Source organism: Vibrio sp. SCSIO 43153 (assembly GCF_023716625.1).
Classification (GTDB): domain Bacteria; phylum Pseudomonadota; class Gammaproteobacteria; order Enterobacterales; family Vibrionaceae; genus Vibrio; species Vibrio rotiferianus.
Genome location: NZ_CP071856.1, coordinates 359,451 through 377,527 on the forward strand (window position 1 = coordinate 359,451; position 18,077 = coordinate 377,527).

The window sequence follows — 18,077 nt, forward strand, 5'->3', positions numbered from 1 at the left end:
TCCCAAAATTTTGCCGTTTTACAGCAGTTCTACCGACTGTTGAGCGATTACCCACTCTTCGTTGGTAGGAATAACTAGTGCTTTCGCACCTAGCAACTCAGATGTAGCAACAACACCTGCGTTACCAAATCGAGCATCTTCGTTACCTTTCACATCTTCAACAAAACCTAGCAGTTTTAGGTTCTTCAGGATTTCACTACGGATTGGCATTGAGTTTTCGCCGATGCCGCCTGTGAAGATGATGCCGTCGAATGAATCTAAAGCAGCAAGGTAAGACGCGATGTATTTAGACACACGGTAAGTGAATACTTGGAATGCTAGAGTTGCACCTTCGTGACCCTCTTCCATCGCTTCCAAAATACCGCGAGCATCGCTTGTTAGGCCAGACACGCCTAAGAAGCCAGAAGCTTTGTTCAGTGAGTTGAATACTTTCTCTTGAGACCAACCTTTCTTAAGTAGGTACTCAATGATGCCTGGGTCAAGGTCACCACAACGTGTACCCATCATTAGACCAGACAGTGGCGTGAAGCCCATAGACGTATCAACAGATTCGCCGTTGTTAATTGCACAAACAGAAGCACCGTTACCTAAGTGAACAGAGATGAAGCTAGACTCTTCAACTGGCTTGTTGATCATCTTCGCAGCTTCACGGCTTACGAAGTAGTGGCTCGTACCGTGGAAACCGTAACGACGAATACCGAAGTCTGTGTAAAGTTCTTTCGCGATTGCACCAGTGTAAGCTTTTGCAGGCATTGTTTGGTGGAAAGCAGTATCAAATACAGCAAACTGAGGTAGCTCAGGGAATGCCGCCATTGAAGCACGCATACCAATCGCATGAGCAAGGTTATGTAGAGGAGCTAAATCACTTAGCGCTTCTACGTCTGCAATAACAGACTCATCTAAACGGACTGTTTTAGTAAACTTCTCACCGCCGTGAACCACTCGGTGGCCAACAGCAACAACATCTTCAATTAATTTGTACTCTTTTACTAACTCAACTAACTTTGCTACTGCAAGTTGATGGTGATTCTCATCGCCCTGAATAGCGTACTCAAATTTCTCACCGTTGAATTTCCAGCTCATACGAGCGTCTGAAAGACCAAAGCACTCGCCCAAACCACTCAATACAGCATCGCCAGATTGAGAGTCGATTACCGCAAATTTTAGTGATGAGCTACCAGAGTTGATCACCAGTACAAACGAATTAGACATGAAATAGTTTCCTGTTGTGGAGCAAAGGTTGTAATTGCGCAGTTGCGCTGTGTACTTCTTGTTTGTAAGACCTATTATTCAATAATTTTTTAATCTTTCAACTATCTTTTAGAGTTAGTTGTTCGTTTGCGTGATTTTTGTTGATCTAACGCAATTTTAAAATTTATTTTAGCCGTGAAATATATTGCCTCACTCAACTAAAGTGGAATCAGACACTTAAAAACGTCAATAAATGAAGAATAAAGCAAAAATATTACGAATTTTTTTGAATGGGTGAGATAGATAAGCAGAGACAAAAAAGCCGAGCTAAGTGCTCGGCTTTCAAGTTCAACTATTTTTTAATGCAATAGTATGCAGATATTATGCGTCTTGCGTACGACGGCCACGGCCGTGACCACGTTCACCACGGTGTGCACCACGGTGATCACCACCACGGTTACGATCGAAACGACGTTCGCCACCTTCACGATTACCATCGCGGTTGCCGTCACGGTTACCACGGAAGCCACCTTCGCGACGACCGCCTTCACGACGACCACCTTCACGGTTGCCATCGCGGTTACCACGGTAACCACCGCCATCACGACGACCGCCATCGCGACGACCACCGTCACGGCGACCACCACGAGACTCACGGAAGTCATCGAAGTCACATACTACAGCACCAACATCTTGTTGACGGATACGTAGCTTGCTTAGCTTGTTCGCAGCGTCTGAAGTCATTGCTTTAGGTAGCTGTACGAATGTGTGACCTTGCGCTAGCTTGATCGCACCGATAGAACCTTTACCTAGACCTAGTTCGTTTGCTAGAGCGCCAACGATGTCTTTAACTTGAACACCTTGCTCGCGACCAACTTGAAGTTGGTAAGTATCCCAGTCTTGGTTGTTGAAGTTACGACCGCCATCACGACGCTCTTTACGACGTTGCTTGTCACGTTCAATCGCTTCTACCATTGGGTCTTCGCCAATGTAGAATAGAGGACGTTTACCTTGCTGACGCTTAAGAAGCATTGCTGCAAGCATCGCAGGTTCAATTTCTAGAGACGTTTGTAGCTTCTCAACAAGCTCAGCGAACTTGTCTAGTGCTTTGTGCTCTTTTTCAGCTTCCAGTTCAGCCGCTAGCTTGCTTAGACGAGCTTCTGCAACTTGGTCACGTAGAGGAAGTTGGATTTCTTCCATAGATGACTTAGTTACACGCTCGATAGTACGAAGCATACGGATTTGGTTAGTACGAACTAGAAGGATCGCTTTACCTTTACGTCCTGCACGGCCAGTACGACCGATGCGGTGGATGTAAGACTCAACATCGAATGGGATGTCGTAGTTAAATACGTGAGTAATACGTGGAACGTCTAGGCCACGAGCAACAACGTCAGTTGCAACTAGGATGTCGATAACACCTTGTTTGATGTGATCAACAGTACGCTCACGTAGAGACTGAGGAATATCACCGTGCAGTGCTGCAGCTTTAAAGCCACGTGCAGATAGCCAATCAGCTAGACGCTCAGTGTCTTGACGAGTACGTACGAATACGATTGACGCGTCAGTTTCTTCAGTTTCAAGAAGACGAGACATAGCTTCATCTTTCTCTACACCCTTCACTACCCAGAACTGTTGTTGAACTTTGTCTACAGTGTGGTTTTTACCAGCAACGTCAACAGTTACAGGATCACGTAGGAAGCGCTCAACAATGTTTTTCAGCATTGGTGGCATAGTTGCAGAGAATAGAACGCGTTGAGCTGATTCAGGAGCGTGCTCCATGATCGCAGTTACGTCGTCCACGAAACCCATGTTTAGCATTTCGTCCGCTTCATCAAGTACGAAAGTATTAACTTCGTCTAGATGTAGACGTTCACGGTTGATAAGGTCTTGAACACGGCCAGGAGTACCAACAACAACGTGTGCACCGTTTTTAAGAGCACGCATTTGATCTACGATAGATGCACCACCGTAGATTTCTAGAACTTTAAGACCCTTGATGTTTTTACCAAGGTTCTTCATTTCAGCCGCAACCTGAATCGCTAGCTCACGAGTTGGAGCAAGAACGATTGCTTGTGGTTTACGTTGGTTTAGATCTAGTTTGTTTAGAAGAGGCAGAGAGAATGCTGCCGTTTTACCTGTACCCGTCTGTGCTTTACCCAGCGCGTCAGCACCTTCCAATAGGTGTGGGATTGCCGCAGCCTGAATTGGAGTTGGTGACACGAAACCCATTCCGTCTAGAGCAGAAAGGATAGAATCATTCAGAGATAAATCGCTGAATTGAATAACAGAATCTTGCATTGGGATCCTACTTAATTAAACAAAAAAACAGTCCCATATGCTCTTCCAATTCGATACTGATTCATCCAGTTACTAAATCCATTCAGAAAGGGAATTAGTACAGTACACAACCGCGATAAGCCATTAGGGACGACTAAGGGAGGCGGATTATTCCTTAAATGCATAAAAAAAGCCAGAAAAAATTGAATTACATCACAATTTATTCTCACTAATGGTATTATTCGCGTAAATTTCCACCTATCCCCTATTTTTAAGGGCTGTCGATGATGAATATTCAACAAAACAGTCAATAAACAGGGGCGAATTTGCGCGCTTTCAGTAGTAATAATAGCGCGCAATGATTATAGTGTGCCCAACTCCATTGGTAAGTTAAAAAAAGATGTTTCAAGATAACCCACTATTAGCTCAGCTTAAGCAGCAAATCCAAGAAAATCTGCCTAAAAAAGAAGGCTCAGTCAAAGCAACTGATAAAGGCTTTGGCTTCCTGGAAGTGGATAGCAAAACCAGCTTCTTCATCCCACCAGCGTACATGAAGAAGTGCATGCACGGCGACAAAGTGGTTGCCATCATCCGCACGGAAAACGAACGTGAAGTTGCAGAACCACAAGAGCTGCTAGAACAAGCCGTAACTCGCTTTATTGGCCGAGTAAAAATGTTCAAAGGCAAGCTAAACGTTGCACCTGATCACCCACAGCTTAAAAAGCTCTCTCTTAAAGCGAAGTTAAAGAAAGGTCTAAAGCCTGACGAATTCGCAGAAGGTGACTGGGTTGTCGCACATCTTATTCGCCACCCTCTTAAAGGCGATAACACTTTCTTCGTAGAAATTTCTGAGAAGATTACTGATTCAAACGACAAGATTGCTCCTTGGTGGGTAACGCTTGCTCAAAACGATCTACCAAACTCTGAGCCAGCAGGCATCGAAAACTGGGAACTGAAAGACGACGCAGATCTAGAACGCGTCGACATGACTCACGTTCCTTTCGTAACTATCGATGGTGAATCAACCAAAGATATGGACGATGCACTGTACGCGAAAAAAACAGAATCTGGTGATTTCGAACTGACTATCGCAATCGCGGATCCAACCGCGTACATCACACCTGAAGATGATATGGATAAAGTCGCCCGTGAGCGTGGCTACACCATCTACCTTCCAGGTCGCAACATCCCAATGCTGCCTCGTGATCTAGCGGACAACTTATGTTCTCTAATCGAAGGTGAAATCCGCCCTGCTATCTGCTGTACAGTTACAGTAAGCAAAGATGGCGTAATTGGTGATGACATCAACTTCTTCGCTGCAAACATCAAATCTCACGCTCGTCTTGCATACGACCACGTCTCTGATTGGTTAGAAAACGGCAGCTCAGACAAATGGCAGCCATCAGAAGAGATCGCAACTATCGTTCGTGACCTGTATGACTTCTCACTTGCTCGTGCAGATTGGCGTGAAAAGAACGCAGTTGTATTCCCAGATCGTCCAGACTACCGCTTCGAACTAAGCGAAGACAACGACGTTGTAGCAATCCACGCTGACATGCGTCGCAGTGCAAACCGCCTAGTTGAAGAGTCTATGATCACCGCAAACATCTGTGCTGGCCGTACACTTCGTGACAAGTTTGAAACGGGCGTCTTCAACACGCACGCAGGTTTGAAAGCAGAAAAGATCGAAGACGTCGTTCAAATGGTAAACCCTGAAGGCACGCTTGAGTTCACAGCGGAATCTATCGCCACATTAGAAGGTTTTGCTGCGCTACGCCGCTGGTTGGGTGTTCAAGAAAGCTCGTACCTAGATAATCGCATTCGTAAATTCCAAACTTACAGCGAAGTGGGTAACCAACCACTGCCTCACTACGCAATGGGATTGGACATCTACGCGACTTGGACATCACCAATTCGTAAGTACGGCGATATGATCAACCATCGCATGCTAAAAGCCGTGATTCTAAACAAAGAACCGATCCAAACACCAGATGATGAAGTTGGCGAAGAGCTAGCATTGCATCGTAAGCATCATAAAATCGCTGAACGAAATGTCTCTGATTGGCTATACGCACGTACTCTTGCAGACGAGCCAAACAAGCAAACGTGTTTCACAGGTGAGATTTTTGACATTAATCGTGCGGGAGCACGTGTCCGACTTCTCGAAAATGGCGCAGCAGCCTTTATTCCTGGTAGCTTGATTCTTGATAATAAAGAAAGAATTGAGTGCAATGGCGACAACGGTACTGTTTCGATCGATAAAGAAGTGGTATACAAACTGGGTGATACATTAGAAGTTATTCTAACTGATGTGAATCAAGAGAATCGCAGTTTGGTCGCTAAACCAACACAAGTATTTGCTGACGCTCCGGCAACTGATGCCAAAGAGACAGTAAGCGAATAACAGCTGTTCGTTAAAAAAGGCGCTCAAATGAGCGCCTTTTTTGTTTTTGTAAAAGACATAAGAGCCTATGCCGAATATACAGATACTACGTTTTAATCATTTTACTGCTAGAAAAAGTGAACGATACACAACTCCGCATAATGGCTTGTACATTGTTGAAGAGGGTTCACTGCTCGTCCACCAGCCCGATGGGCAAGAAATGGAATGGAAAGCTGGGGACTTCGCTCTTTATAACTCAGAAGACTTACTTACTGCTGAGTCACAAGCTGGTGAGAATGGCTTTCAAGCAACCGCCCTAGTCTTTGATAGCGAATTGTTGTCTAGCCTTCACCAACTTGAAGGAGCGGCCTCAACAGCCTCTACAAGGCAGTTCTACCCGTTTGATTCAAATCAGTACGGCGACATCGCGGTAGCAAAAGACCTATTAGTGAGCTTAGTTTCTAAACAGAAGAATGAATTAGCTCAATGCCACCTAGCGTTGGCGTTAATTGCAATGATGGCCGAGGTTCAACCTAACCTTCTTAGTATTATTAACAACGCAGGTCATCTGAGTGATTCACAAAAAATCATCGACTATATTGAGAAAAACATCGAGAAAGATATCACACTTGAGATAGTGTCCGCTGAATTAGGCATGTCTATCGCGACATTGAAGCGACGCTTAGCAGCTGATGACATGTCTTTCTCACATATACTAAAGGTAAAGCGTATTAACTATGCTGCTACTCAGCTAAGAGTATCGCAAAAATCAATCACGCAAATTGCGTTCGATTCTGGTTTCAAAAGTGCGGCTCATTTTAGTACAGCGTTCAAATCTGTGTACAACATGACACCGAAAGATTTCCGAAACCAAATCACTCGATAATTATTGCCAAAAACATGCTTGAGGATCGGACTCTAACTCCGCAATAAGATCCTCAAGCTCTTTACAGCGTGGCAAGCTTGAATAAGGCACCCACTCGCTGCCTTCTTTTTCCCCTTCGCTAGGAACAAAAAACAGCCATGTTTGCGTGTCTTCATGAAAGAGTATCCGCGCAATGGAAGATGTGTATTCACTATGTTGAGAATCAAGCAAGTAGTGCGCATGGTATAGCTCTACACCATTATCAATTGGCTCATACAAACTTTTTCCTAACTCAACAGGTAAGCTAGCATTTCGCTTAGAACAAAATGTTTGAATCGCTTTATTAAGTCGACTCATAGCCAATCGAGAAACGGACATAAAGATACTCCTAGAACCTAACATCAGTATAGGTTGAACCTACCAACTAAGAGCAGTGTAAACCAGAACTATTTGGCAATCGTATTTCCCGTTCACAAAAGTGTAACCTGAACGAAATATCATATGCGCTGCTGTATACTATTTTTGGAGTTCAATATGTTACGTTTAACTATGGCAAGTATTTTAGCCATGGCTCTGTCTGCTCCTTTGGCAATCGCGAAGGAAATCAATATCTCTGGCTCAACGTCTGTTGCCCGTGTTATGGATGTTATTGCCGAGGAATACAATAAAGTCCACCCAGATAACTACATCGCTGTACAGGGCATTGGCTCTACCGCCGGGATCACTATGGTAAATAAAGGTGTAGTTGAAATAGGCATGAGTTCGCGATACCTCACCCAAAGAGAAAAAGGTGAAGACTTAAACGTCATTCCCATCGCCTATGATGGATTAGCCGTTGTTGTTAACCGTACCAACTCTTTAGATAACCTTTCAGAACAGCAACTTTTTGATATCTACAAAGGAAAAATAAATAACTGGCAACAAGTGGGCGGCAATGATCAGCCGATCGCCGTGGTAACACGTGAAGCCTCTTCAGGTTCTCGTTATAGCTTCGAAAGCTTACTTGGCCTAACTAAAGTCGTGAACGACCGTCTTGTCTCAGATATCAGCTCAAACAACTTAGTGGTCAACAGCAATAGCATGGTAAAAACCATCGTGAACCACAACCCGCATGCCATTGGTTTTATCTCAGTAGGCTCTGTCGATCAGTCGGTAAAAGCTATTCAGTTTGAAGGAACTACACCGTCAGCAAAAAATATCGCAAGTCATAAGTACAAGTTGGCGCGCCCTTTCTTAATCTTGTACAAGGTTGATGGATTAGATAAAGCAGGAAAAGAGTTCGTTTCATTCTTAAAGTCTGAAACAGGACAAAAAGCCATTGCCGATTATGGCTACACACCGGTTAAGAGCTTCAGCCAGTAAAAACAAAAAAAGAGAGCTAATTTTAGCTCTCTTTTTTTATCAATTCTTTGCTTAGAAGTGCAGTTGAATTACGGATACAACAACCGCACCTGGGCGACGTATCCCTTCAATTTCTACTTTTATCTCACGCTCAATCTCAAGACCTTTCTTAATTGGAGTGATCTTCGTTAGTTTGCTTGATGCGCGTACGTTATTGCCAGCTTTGACTGGATATGGAAAGCGAACTTGATTCAAACCAAGGTTCACAACCAGTTTCGCTGTTGGAAACATTGGCTTTTCTGGGTCAACAGAATCAGTCAACTTAGGCAGCAACGCTAGCGTTAGAAATCCGTGAGCGATCGTTGTCTTAAATGGGGACTCGGTCGCGGCACGCTCTGGATCAGTATGAATCCATTGCATGTCTTCTGTTACCGAACCAAATTGGTTAATACGCTCTTGAGATACGTGAACCCAATCACCAACATGGATCACTTCGCCAATTTTTTCGCTAAGCTCGTCGAATAGAACTTGGGCTTCTGGCTTAAGTACGATCGGTTCAGGTTGAGGGATAACTTCCTCATTTACTGCTGGTTGCTGATGATCGCGCACTTTGGAAAAGAGAAAACTGTTTTGTGCCCTACCTAAGAAGTCACTCCAATAATCGCGCAGCGTTGGAGACATCCAATTCATAAACTCTGATTGATGAGCAGAAATCGCACCAACTTTGTCTTTAAATAGATTCGTGACCTTCATAAATACCCTTAGAGAAACTCAGCACAACTGGCTATACCAGTTAATTTTGAATTAGTTCACATTCTGTTGCAAATACTTTCGGGCGAACACATGTATACTCAAAGCATACTTATCCCTTAATTTCATAAACTTACCAATAAAACACTATTTTATTATACAAGTCATCATTAAAGTCATTGCTCTACTATCTAGCGATTTCCGCTCTCTTTCTTTCACCTTTCATGCGCAACAGCACAGTAACCACTGATTACAAAACAGGCAAACAGTTCATTTGCCGCTAATCAATGCTTTACAAGTTCTATGCCACAACATATTATGTGCCCCGCAACGGAGAGATGGCTGAGTGGTTGAAAGCACCGGTCTTGAAAACCGGCATACGTTAATAGCGTATCTAGGGTTCAAATCCCTATCTCTCCGCCACATTTAGAAAGCTCGTTGAGAAATCAACGGGCTTTCGTCGTTTTGGCGCTTGGAAAATTGCGGGATTTCTAAATCCCTAGTCGTGTGCGACCCCAGCACTCCGCCACATTCCAGTAAAAAGCCCGCTAAGAGATTAGCGGGCTTTTTCGTATATCAGCGGTTTAAAGGGATTAACCCAAATCCCTCCTTGAATGCAAGCCCAGCCCTCCCCCACATTTAGAAAGCTCGTTGAGAAATCAACGGGCTTTCGTCGTCTTGGCGCTTGGAAAATTACGGGATTGCTAAATCCCTAGTCGTGTGCGACCCCAGCACTCCGCGACATACTTCGATAAGGCCCACCAAGAAATTAATTTCAGCACTGAGATGCAACTGTTGCACTTCTCTACTTTGCTGACCAACCCCGCACTTCTCAGTATCGTTAGTAAAATCGTCATTTAAGCCCTTTCTATAGTTAGGCTAGAGTTGGTATAACTGGAGTCCGCATAATAATAAATCATGGAAGACAAAAACTATGCCGATTCAATTTCATCAGCTTACTGCAAAGGAAAATACTTCTACTCTCTCTATTAATGATTGGCGGATTGAAACCGGGGAATCTTGGGGCATATTCAGCTCTGAAGGCGAGATTGGCTCTATGCTTGGTGACTTACTGTGCGGAGAAATTACGCCTGAGTCAGGTGAACTGAACGTCCAAGGTTGCCAGATTGCTCAAGTATCTCTTTCTGAACAACAACGCTTGCTAGAGTTGGAGATCGAAAGAGATGACACCGATTTTCTCGATCGTATTGACCAAGGCAGCTCAGTATATAACTTGATCTTTGAAGTCTGCCAAGATAACACCTTCGCGCAAACAGTAATTGAAGAGCTCGACTTATCACATTTAGCCGAAAGCGGGTTTAGAGTGCTTTCTACTGGTGAAACGAGACGTGTAATGCTCGCCCGTGCGCTCGCGGCAAAACCAGATCTAGTGTTGTTAGATAATCCATTTACAGGATTAGATGTAGCGCACCGTGCTTCATTGGCAAAGTATCTTCAAACGCTCTCTCAATCGGTTCAAATCTTAATTACCTTCTCTCGTGAATCCGACATGCCCGACTGGATAGATCAAGTGGCACTGTTCAATGGTGGCAAACTTGATAGCACAATGGACAAGCAAAGCTGGGATCAGCACCCCATCATCGCGCAGATTAAGTCCCAGTCAGAGAAACAAAGCGAAGAGATGATGGCATTAATTCGTCAGCATCAACATACAACCCATTTTGAAAATCCAATTTTTGAACTTAAGAGTGGCAAAGTGGAGTACACCGACAAGACCATTTTCACTGACTTAAATTGGCGAATTGATAAAGGCCAACACTGGCAAGTGAAAGGGCCGAATGGATGCGGTAAAAGCACCTTGTTAGGGTTGATATTTGGCGATCACCCCCAGTGTTACAGTAATGATATCCATATATTCGGTAAGAAACGCGGCAGTGGAGAAAGCATCTGGGAAATAAAGCAACATATCGGTATGGTGTCCTCCGCCCTGCACCTTCAATATCGAGTTAACTGCAGCGCGTTAGAAGTCATTTTATCGGGATTCTATGATTCAATTGGTCTTTACTCACAACCGACTAAGAATGAGATCAATATTGCGAAGGATTGGCTGACAATTCTACACATGAGCCAATATCAAAAGACCTCTTTTAAACAACTGGAATATGGTCAGCAGCGCTTGCTTCTTATCGCTCGCGCTATTGTTAAACAGCCTACATTGCTAATTTTGGACGAACCTTATCAAGGCTTAGATTACTTGGGGCGAATGTTAGTAAAAAACACTCTAGAGTTGATAGCGAAGGAGAAGTTAAGTCAGCTTTTATATGTTTCACATTACCAAGAAGATGGTATAGAAAGCATTCAAAACTACTTAGAGTTTAGGTTTGATAACGAAGCAAGCTGTTACAAAGGTTATCTCTTCAAATCTGGAGCAGAATAGAAGTCGTAACTTTAACCAACAAGAGTTGCGTATTCTTAAGCTATCTTCCGGCCCTAAGAATACGCCTCTCAAATACACAACCCTACTGATAATTAAGTAATAGTTGCTTAAATGGCACAGGCTTTGAGTAAAAGTAACCTTGATGGAAATCTACTCCTAGATCAATAAGATGCTTCACTTGCGCTTCAGTTTCCACTCCCTCCGCAATGAGCTTTATCTCAAGCTCATTGGCGAATCGGACAATGGCATTCAAAACCGGAGCGTTAACACTCTCAATACCGATTGTATCGACAAAACACTTGTCTATTTTTAAGTAATCCACTCTCATGTGTTGCAGAGCTGCCAGAGAAGTTTGCCCCGTACCAAAGTCATCAATAAGTACTTCTATGCCATGCACCCGCAGCGCTGAAATGTACTTCTGCGTATTTTCATCAATAAGCTGGCGCTCGGTAATCTCAATCCCCAAAAAGACATTATTTTGTTTTAGTTTCTTGTGGATGCGCTCTATCTTATGGATAACATGCGCGTCTGAGAGATAATCAGGTGGTACATTGACGCCTAGATGAAAAGGCTTTGAGTAATGACTATTAGAAAAGTCTTTGAGTGCTTTATCCAAAACATAATCGGTGATGTCATTCGCCAGCCCGTTTTGTTCCGCAGCTACAATGAATTTATCTGGAGAGACAAAACCATGACTCTTGTGCTTCCAACGTAGAAGCGCTTCGCACCCCTTTAATTCACCTGTTATTGCATCAATTTGTGGCTGATAATACAGCGCCAGCTCTTTCCTTTTTATGGCCTTTTTCAAATCTACGAGCAAGCTTCTCTGAGGATCGACAAACTTTGTCACGACATAAATCGTTAAGTAGAAAATCAGTAGGAGGGGGATCGCTGAAATAAAATAAGACAGCTCTTTTTGCTCAATATAGACATCACTGGCTTCGAGTAAGGCTTCATAATCAAAGATTTTAGAATGAGCGATGGCGATGGGATTATCACCTTGCTTGAGCGAACCAAGCGGAGCAACACCTTCTCCCACATACAGTGCCGAGCGCTTAAGACGAAGATCATTTTTATAACCAATAGTCGCACCCAAATAGTCCCTATCCACAATGGTGATAGCGCGATACTCTGGATTTTCAGTGCTCTGTGTGGTGAGTGTCAGGACTTGCTCTGGGTAACCGTGTATGCGCGCGAAAGACAGTGTATCAGTGCCATATTGCTTTAAATAACTGTCCAAAGGTTTGGATATCGAACCTAACTTAGAAGAACAGATAATGTTGTCACCGTGAACAATCAGCATTTCATCAATGTTTCTTTCAAACATTAGGTTTTGCTGTAATGCTTCACACCTTGTCGGGTCTATTAATGCCGTTTTATTTTCAGTTTCGATATGGAACAGTATTTGATCGGCAACTTGTATGTTTCTCTCTAAAATATTATCTAGGTTTTTTTGAATATTCTGTTGAGCGAGAAAAAACACCTGCGCCAAGATTAAAGGGACAGGAATAAAGAATATGCTGATTTTTTTTAGCGTTGCTTTGCTTAGCATTCGTTATCGCTCCAATTCAACGTCGACACCCCTGCTCTTTGGTCGGTAGGATTGCTCAATGCATTTCATTCCTAAATGAGTATGAGCACAACCTAACATTACTGCAAATATAACAACAATTTAGGTAAGACTCTTAATGGGCCTCAAAGTCTACACTAAGGAAGCGTCGATAGTTCAACGCGACAATAAAATTAGCAGACAATTAACCACACACGAGCAAGCCCCTTTAGATGACCCCTACTAATCCAAAACTACTTCTTGGTTCTTGCATAGAAGCACGCTTGCTCACAACCAGAAATCAGAGAGCACTTTTCTCATCAAATGAGAATAATGGTTTATAAATATTTTCCTTTTCTCGACAGTTAAGAATTATAGTTGAGACATCCTCTTTATAACGTTACAACGCACCTATGACGACAAACAAAGCCAACGCTAATCAGGTAAACGAAAAAGCCCTTCAATTATTGATGCAAGTTGCTGTTAGCCCATTCCCGGTTTCTGCAAAAACGCTTAGCGAACAAATGAATGTGCCTTTAAGTAGCTTATATCGCCATTTGAAGTTGCTAAAAGAGTGGAACCTGATCGAAGAAAGCGTCCATGACAAGACCTTTGTAGTCGGCCCCGCTGCACTGCTTTTAATGCACAGCTACGAAACCGCGCAGCATGGCTTAGACATGGTAGAAAGCATTCTGTCTCGTCTCGTCCAACAGACGGGAGAAATGGCAGCTTACATGGTGCCTTCTGGTTATCGCGCGCTTTGTGTCCGACAGAAAGAAAGTATGCAGGCGCTTCGTTGCAGTTACGTCCAGGGTCAAAGTCAACCATTGCTGCGGGGCGCCTCATCTAAAGTGATGCTGGCTTATATGCCCCAGGCACGATGCGAAAAAATCCTTCGCCATTTTGGTGAGGATCATCGTATGGACGAATGGGAACAAGAGTTAAGCACCATTAGGAAAAATGGCTACGCAGTTAGTACTTCTGAGATAGACCCAGGTGTATCTGGTATTAGTGCGCCAGTGATGAAAGGCAGCAAGTTAATTGGTGCTGTATCTGTCATGGCTCCAGCACACCGAGTCGAAAAGGATAAGCAGCGTATCATTTTACATGTGTTGCAGGCAGCGAGGGCGTTGCCGCCAGAAAGGTAATTCACCATGTTAAGCTTTTTCAAACGTTACGCATTTCATAGAGCATCAAAACCCGTTCACCACCACCCTTTTTCTTTTATGACGGTATGTGAACATTTAACCCCCATGACTGCTGCAACGTATGATCTAGCTAATCAAAGCTTGGACAATGCCAGTGACTGGCTTTACCAACAGCATGACCAAGGTTCCGCTGCTAACCTTGGTCACTTTGATCATCCCCAAATTGATAGTGGTGATTTCCAAGAAGCATTGAGTTTGTCTTTATCCCGACACTCAGTTCCTGTGATTTTGACTAACTGCTCCGAAGTAATACTCTCCATTCTACCCGTAGTTGTTCATGAACGAGATGAAATCGGCATCATCAGTATCGGCCATAAGATGAATCTGAATCAAACTCTTGAACCAAGGCTGGGGGCCGCATTTCATTTTGCTCTTACTCGATACAATAACGTTCGACTTTTTTTCGCCGGCGTAACTGAAGCAGGGGCTGCTTCAACAATGTGGGAATACGCTGAAGATCAGGGGTGCGATTGGATAACCGACCGAGAGTTCGTATTTAGACACCGTAACCATCTAAAACAACAAGTTTCAAACTATCTTGACCATTGCGATCAAGTCATTCTGAGCGTTGACCTAAGTTCTCTCATTCCGAAAAATGGCCTAGAAGGTACATGCCTTGACCTCCAGATGGCATTACGCACGATAAGACACAGCCTAGTCAGTGGAAAAGTACGTGCAATTCAGTTGGTCGGCGATAAAGACCGACTCATATACTCGAAACAAACCAAAGCTATTTTGGAAGAGCTTTACCAAATGGCTCCTCTGATTGACCATGCTGCCTAGTGATATTTGGAGCTGGACTATGCTCTAGCTCCATACGTCAGGCAAATTCATATTTCCTAACAATATTTCACACTTATATGCGACTGATATCATCATTTGGTCTTGAACTAACATCACACTTAAGTTGTAATCTAGCGCATAATAGCTTGGTATAACGTACCAAAAAAATAATGACACACATATTTTTATAGAGAGAATCCACCCTAAGTAACTTAGGGAGACGCTCCTTTCCACCTTTGCTTGATGCCATTGAGTTCCACGGAAATAGGATACTTAATGATGCGTTTTGTTAGCATTTTTGGTGCGGCACTACTTTTTCCCTTTGCCGGCCAAGCAACGACTGTTGATGTCACAAATCTAGAACAGCTCAATGAAATTTGTCTAGGTCAGAACTTTCAAGAAATAGTACAACCTGATGGCAGTGTTGTATTTCATTGCCCATCTAAGATTGAATTGCCTCATGGATACAAAGTGGTATCAACGCATAATAGAGAGGTATCACTTACTGCCCATTCAGGTATAGTTCTGAGAGGACGTAACGCAATTGGCTCTGCTTCGAACCCAATCTCACTACGTTCTTATGCTGTTGAATTATCAGTCAATAACAACACAGCTACTGGTATTGATTATCAAAATAACCATACAACAATTTATGGTAACCTCACCTCAGATCATCCCATGACGCTAGAAAATGTCCTTGTTAAAGGGGATGTTACTCTCAACGGCTCTACACTTGCGGTTACTGGTCAGTACAACACTGTAATAGGGAATATAACGACACTAAGTACTTCGACTCTAACGAACACCAATATATGTGGAGATATCAAGTCAAGTGGACATCTGTTTGAAATCAACACTAGCGCACCACTGGGTGACCACTATATTGTCGGTGATATTTCCGCGCTGCATTCATTGAACATTAAAGACATCAGTGTATTTGGAAAAATCCGTTCTGAAGGTCTCACAGGGTATTTAGAAGGCGCATTTTACGATACAGAGTTAGCAATTGAGACTTTTCAGCCATTAGTATTGCCGAATAACACCGAGGTATGTGGTGATATTAAGAGTTATGGGGATAAGCCAAGTAACATTCAGCTTTATTGTGGTATTGACCAATCAAACTGTGACTATTCTGCTTTGTCCTGCCCTATCACATCAGTAGATATTCCTGTATGTGATATGCTACCACCTCAGGAGGACGACTATGAGCTTACCATCTCTCCTGAAGATGATTTAGCATTAATGTGTGGTGATGAACCGCCCACCTTTACTATTAATACCAAAAACAATGCCATTGGAGAAAGCCTACAGGTTCAACTGTCGATTGCCGATTCTGATTTCTTCGACGTGATAATGATCTCCGGAGCTTCACAAGACTCAACTAACCCTTGGCTGTTTACATCCAATGATTCTGGCGAGCTAGTCGTTCAAATCAAAGTCAAAACAAACCAAATTGAAAATGTCGATTTTGATAAGACTTACAGCGTCACAGCAGAATTAGTGACAGATCGCGCGCAATCTAAACTCGCAGAGTTTAAGTTTAAGCCATTTATATTTGAAGCATATTCTCTCGACCCAGGAATTCCTGTTGGGGAAATTCAAGTTGTTGCAGGCAAGCCCGAGACAATCAATACACGCATTCTCGCCTGTACAGAAGAAGGAGAGGTAGTCGAAGCATCAAATTATTCTGCAATCCCAACTATCACCCCATCTGTCGTTTCACCGACAAATGGCTCGCTGGGTGATCTTAACTACCAGCCAGAGTTCAAACACGGTGTATCCAATGCTAGCCTAATTACTTATGAATCAGGTTCGTTTAATATCCAATTAACCGATACATTCGACTGTACTGGATTCGCCAAATGCCCTGAAAGCGGTCACAGTGAAGTAACCGGTCAGTTCCTCGTTCAGTCAAGGCCTTGGACCTTTGCTATCTGCCCAAACGGCGAGAACGCAGCTTTACCCTCGGGCACCTCAAGTGATGGCGCAGGGTTTGTCGCGGCAAGTGAGCTATTTTCTCTGTTTACTAAGCCTATTGTTTGGCAGTCTGGAGGCTCCTTAAGTGATCCTATCAACACTACTGCGTACTGTAGTGATAGCATCCGCGTAACCTCAAACTTCATGAATTACGGTTCCCCTTCTGCCAGCATCAAGTTATCGAGTGAACAACATACTCCGACTCAGAACGCAGCTAATCAGACAGTTCTATTAGAAGGGCTAATGGGGCTAAGTAAGCTTAATCACCAAAACACTGGGCTTGGTTATGTATTTGACCAGTTATACTGGAATGAGGTCGGCAGCTTGACCATAAAGGTTGATGTTGCGAACAGTGATATTAACCAAGGCTATCGACACGTAGGTCGATTCTATCCAAAGCATTTCAAAGTCATTAACCAGAACTGGGAGTACCCATCTGGTCAATCTTTTGTTTATATGAACCAGCCACTTACGAGTGTTAGCTATACCGTTGTAGCATTAAACGCGAACAAGTCTGACGTGGCAAACTATGCCTATTTTGCACCTAAGAAACAACAAAACTTCACCTTGGGAGAGCTTAGCAACTATACCAATAGGTTTGTGCCACCTAGCCCTACTCAGGTGCAATGGAGTGACTTAGCAAGCAGAAGTATCGGTACGTTTCTTATCAAATCATCTGCGTCGAAATACGACTGTTCAAACAGTGCCTGCTGGGAAAAGGACGACATTGGAGGAAGCTACCCCGATGGGCCATTCAACACAGGAAGTCATGCAACACTCAGTAAAATTGGCCTAACCTACTTAAGCAAAGTAGATAAATTCGAGTTTTTCGACGACTCGCATATCCTGACAACCCAACCGGACGTTCGATTTGGTCGCTTAAAATTTAGAGATGTTGGTGGTCCTCAAGGTCAACAGATCAAAGTGCCTTTAGACGTAGAATATTGGGAGAATGGTCGCTTCACCACGAACTTCAGTGACAGCCAGACGGGCTTTGATAGCACACATAGTCGCTCGGACACCTTATGGCCAAGTGGTTCGAGTTCCACTGCCTCTCTATCAGGAGATGGCAAATTAGTTGTTGGACGAACACTTCAAGTTTTTGCCTCGCAAACCGTACCTGCTCGAGAGCAAGTGAAGTTCTATCTTGACCTTACCGAAGGAGCTAATAGTGTTCCTTGGCTACGTTACAACTGGGACAGCTCGGCAAACGGAGAGGAAGATCCTCCAGTAGTCGTCACTTTTGGTATAAACCGTGGCAATGATCGCGTGATTTATCGAGGAGAGCCAAACTTAATCGGTATTAACTAGTACGAACCTACATAAAACTTATAAACAAAAACGCCCCTCTT

Annotated in this window: 12 protein-coding genes and 1 tRNA gene; 8 read left to right on the forward strand and 5 right to left on the reverse strand. The window is 43.5% G+C overall.

Annotated elements, in window-relative coordinates; translation table 11 throughout:
• Positions 1–18 precede the first annotated feature (18 nt).
• Together J4N37_RS17740 and J4N37_RS17745 are read right to left on the reverse strand one after the other, a co-directional pair.
• Positions 19–1,212, reverse strand: coding sequence for an acetate/propionate family kinase (locus J4N37_RS17740; protein ID WP_010451490.1), 1,194 nt, complete (start codon positions 1,210–1,212; stop codon positions 19–21).
• 360 nt (positions 1,213–1,572) lie between these two features.
• Entirely contained in the window at positions 1,573–3,492 is a 1,920-nt protein-coding gene (locus J4N37_RS17745) for a DEAD/DEAH box helicase (protein WP_252042981.1), read from the reverse strand.
• A 379-nt stretch (positions 3,493–3,871) separates the two neighbouring features.
• On the opposite strand from J4N37_RS17745, the gene rnb reads away from it, so the two are divergent.
• The gene (rnb, locus tag J4N37_RS17750; protein WP_045386823.1) at positions 3,872–5,875 is read left to right on the forward strand and encodes an exoribonuclease II; all 2,004 of its coding nucleotides are present in this window, start codon (positions 3,872–3,874) and stop codon (positions 5,873–5,875) included.
• A 67-nt stretch (positions 5,876–5,942) separates the two neighbouring features.
• Entirely contained in the window at positions 5,943–6,740 is a 798-nt protein-coding gene (locus tag J4N37_RS17755; protein WP_252042982.1) for a helix-turn-helix transcriptional regulator, read from the forward strand.
• Here the strand turns inward: J4N37_RS17755 and J4N37_RS17760 are convergent, their stop codons facing one another.
• Complete coding sequence (locus J4N37_RS17760) at positions 6,741–7,097, reverse strand: DUF3024 domain-containing protein (protein WP_010451483.1); 357 nt, start codon at positions 7,095–7,097, stop codon at positions 6,741–6,743.
• 156 nt (positions 7,098–7,253) lie between these two features.
• On the opposite strand from J4N37_RS17760, the gene J4N37_RS17765 reads away from it, so the two are divergent.
• The gene (locus tag J4N37_RS17765; RefSeq protein ID WP_252042983.1) at positions 7,254–8,081 is read left to right on the forward strand and encodes a phosphate ABC transporter substrate-binding protein; all 828 of its coding nucleotides are present in this window, start codon (positions 7,254–7,256) and stop codon (positions 8,079–8,081) included.
• A gap of 51 nt (positions 8,082–8,132) precedes the next feature.
• Here J4N37_RS17765 and J4N37_RS17770 read toward each other — a convergent pair whose 3' ends face one another.
• Positions 8,133–8,813 carry a MaoC family dehydratase gene (locus J4N37_RS17770; RefSeq protein WP_010451478.1) on the reverse strand — a complete coding sequence of 227 codons (681 nt, stop codon included), beginning with the start codon at positions 8,811–8,813 and terminating at the stop codon, positions 8,133–8,135.
• A 329-nt stretch (positions 8,814–9,142) separates the two neighbouring features.
• Here J4N37_RS17770 and J4N37_RS17775 point away from each other — a divergent pair.
• Both J4N37_RS17775 and modF read left to right on the forward strand, forming a co-directional pair.
• Positions 9,143–9,233: transfer RNA gene (locus J4N37_RS17775), tRNA-Ser, on the forward strand.
• Positions 9,234–9,744: 511 nt separating this feature from the next.
• The gene (gene modF / locus J4N37_RS17780) at positions 9,745–11,208 is read left to right on the forward strand and encodes a molybdate ABC transporter ATP-binding protein ModF (RefSeq protein ID WP_252042984.1); all 1,464 of its coding nucleotides are present in this window, start codon (positions 9,745–9,747) and stop codon (positions 11,206–11,208) included.
• Positions 11,209–11,290: 82 nt separating this feature from the next.
• On the opposite strand, the gene J4N37_RS17785 is transcribed toward modF, so the two are convergent.
• Complete coding sequence (locus J4N37_RS17785) at positions 11,291–12,760, reverse strand: EAL domain-containing protein (protein WP_252042986.1); 1,470 nt, start codon at positions 12,758–12,760, stop codon at positions 11,291–11,293.
• Positions 12,761–13,170: 410 nt separating this feature from the next.
• Between J4N37_RS17785 and J4N37_RS17790 the strand changes: the two genes are divergently transcribed.
• From J4N37_RS17790 to J4N37_RS17800, 3 genes are all read left to right on the forward strand, one after another.
• Positions 13,171–13,905, forward strand: a complete 735-nt coding sequence (locus J4N37_RS17790) for an IclR family transcriptional regulator (RefSeq protein ID WP_010451423.1) — start codon at positions 13,171–13,173, stop codon at positions 13,903–13,905.
• 6 nt (positions 13,906–13,911) lie between these two features.
• Positions 13,912–14,748, forward strand: coding sequence for an arginase (locus tag J4N37_RS17795; RefSeq protein WP_252042987.1), 837 nt, complete (start codon positions 13,912–13,914; stop codon positions 14,746–14,748).
• A gap of 276 nt (positions 14,749–15,024) precedes the next feature.
• Complete coding sequence (locus J4N37_RS17800) at positions 15,025–18,036, forward strand: DUF6701 domain-containing protein (protein ID WP_252042988.1); 3,012 nt, start codon at positions 15,025–15,027, stop codon at positions 18,034–18,036.
• Positions 18,037–18,077: the final 41 nt, after the last annotated feature.

Bases quoted from the DNA above. Each gene is read 5' to 3' on its own strand.
- J4N37_RS17790 (WP_010451423.1), top strand. From the start codon at position 13,171: ATGACGACAAACAAAGCCAACGCTAATCAGGTAAACGAAAAAGCCCTT.
- J4N37_RS17755 (WP_252042982.1), top strand. From the start codon at position 5,943: ATGCCGAATATACAGATACTACGTTTTAATCATTTTACTGCTAGAAAA.
- J4N37_RS17745 (WP_252042981.1), bottom strand. From the start codon at position 3,492: ATGCAAGATTCTGTTATTCAATTCAGCGATTTATCTCTGAATGATTCT.
- rnb (WP_045386823.1), top strand. From the start codon at position 3,872: ATGTTTCAAGATAACCCACTATTAGCTCAGCTTAAGCAGCAAATCCAA.
- J4N37_RS17740 (WP_010451490.1), bottom strand. From the start codon at position 1,212: ATGTCTAATTCGTTTGTACTGGTGATCAACTCTGGTAGCTCATCACTA.
- J4N37_RS17770 (WP_010451478.1), bottom strand. From the start codon at position 8,813: ATGAAGGTCACGAATCTATTTAAAGACAAAGTTGGTGCGATTTCTGCT.
- J4N37_RS17785 (WP_252042986.1), bottom strand. From the start codon at position 12,760: ATGCTAAGCAAAGCAACGCTAAAAAAAATCAGCATATTCTTTATTCCT.
- J4N37_RS17795 (WP_252042987.1), top strand. From the start codon at position 13,912: ATGTTAAGCTTTTTCAAACGTTACGCATTTCATAGAGCATCAAAACCC.
- J4N37_RS17800 (WP_252042988.1), top strand. From the start codon at position 15,025: ATGATGCGTTTTGTTAGCATTTTTGGTGCGGCACTACTTTTTCCCTTT.
- J4N37_RS17760 (WP_010451483.1), bottom strand. From the start codon at position 7,097: ATGTCCGTTTCTCGATTGGCTATGAGTCGACTTAATAAAGCGATTCAA.
- modF (WP_252042984.1), top strand. From the start codon at position 9,745: ATGCCGATTCAATTTCATCAGCTTACTGCAAAGGAAAATACTTCTACT.
- J4N37_RS17765 (WP_252042983.1), top strand. From the start codon at position 7,254: ATGTTACGTTTAACTATGGCAAGTATTTTAGCCATGGCTCTGTCTGCT.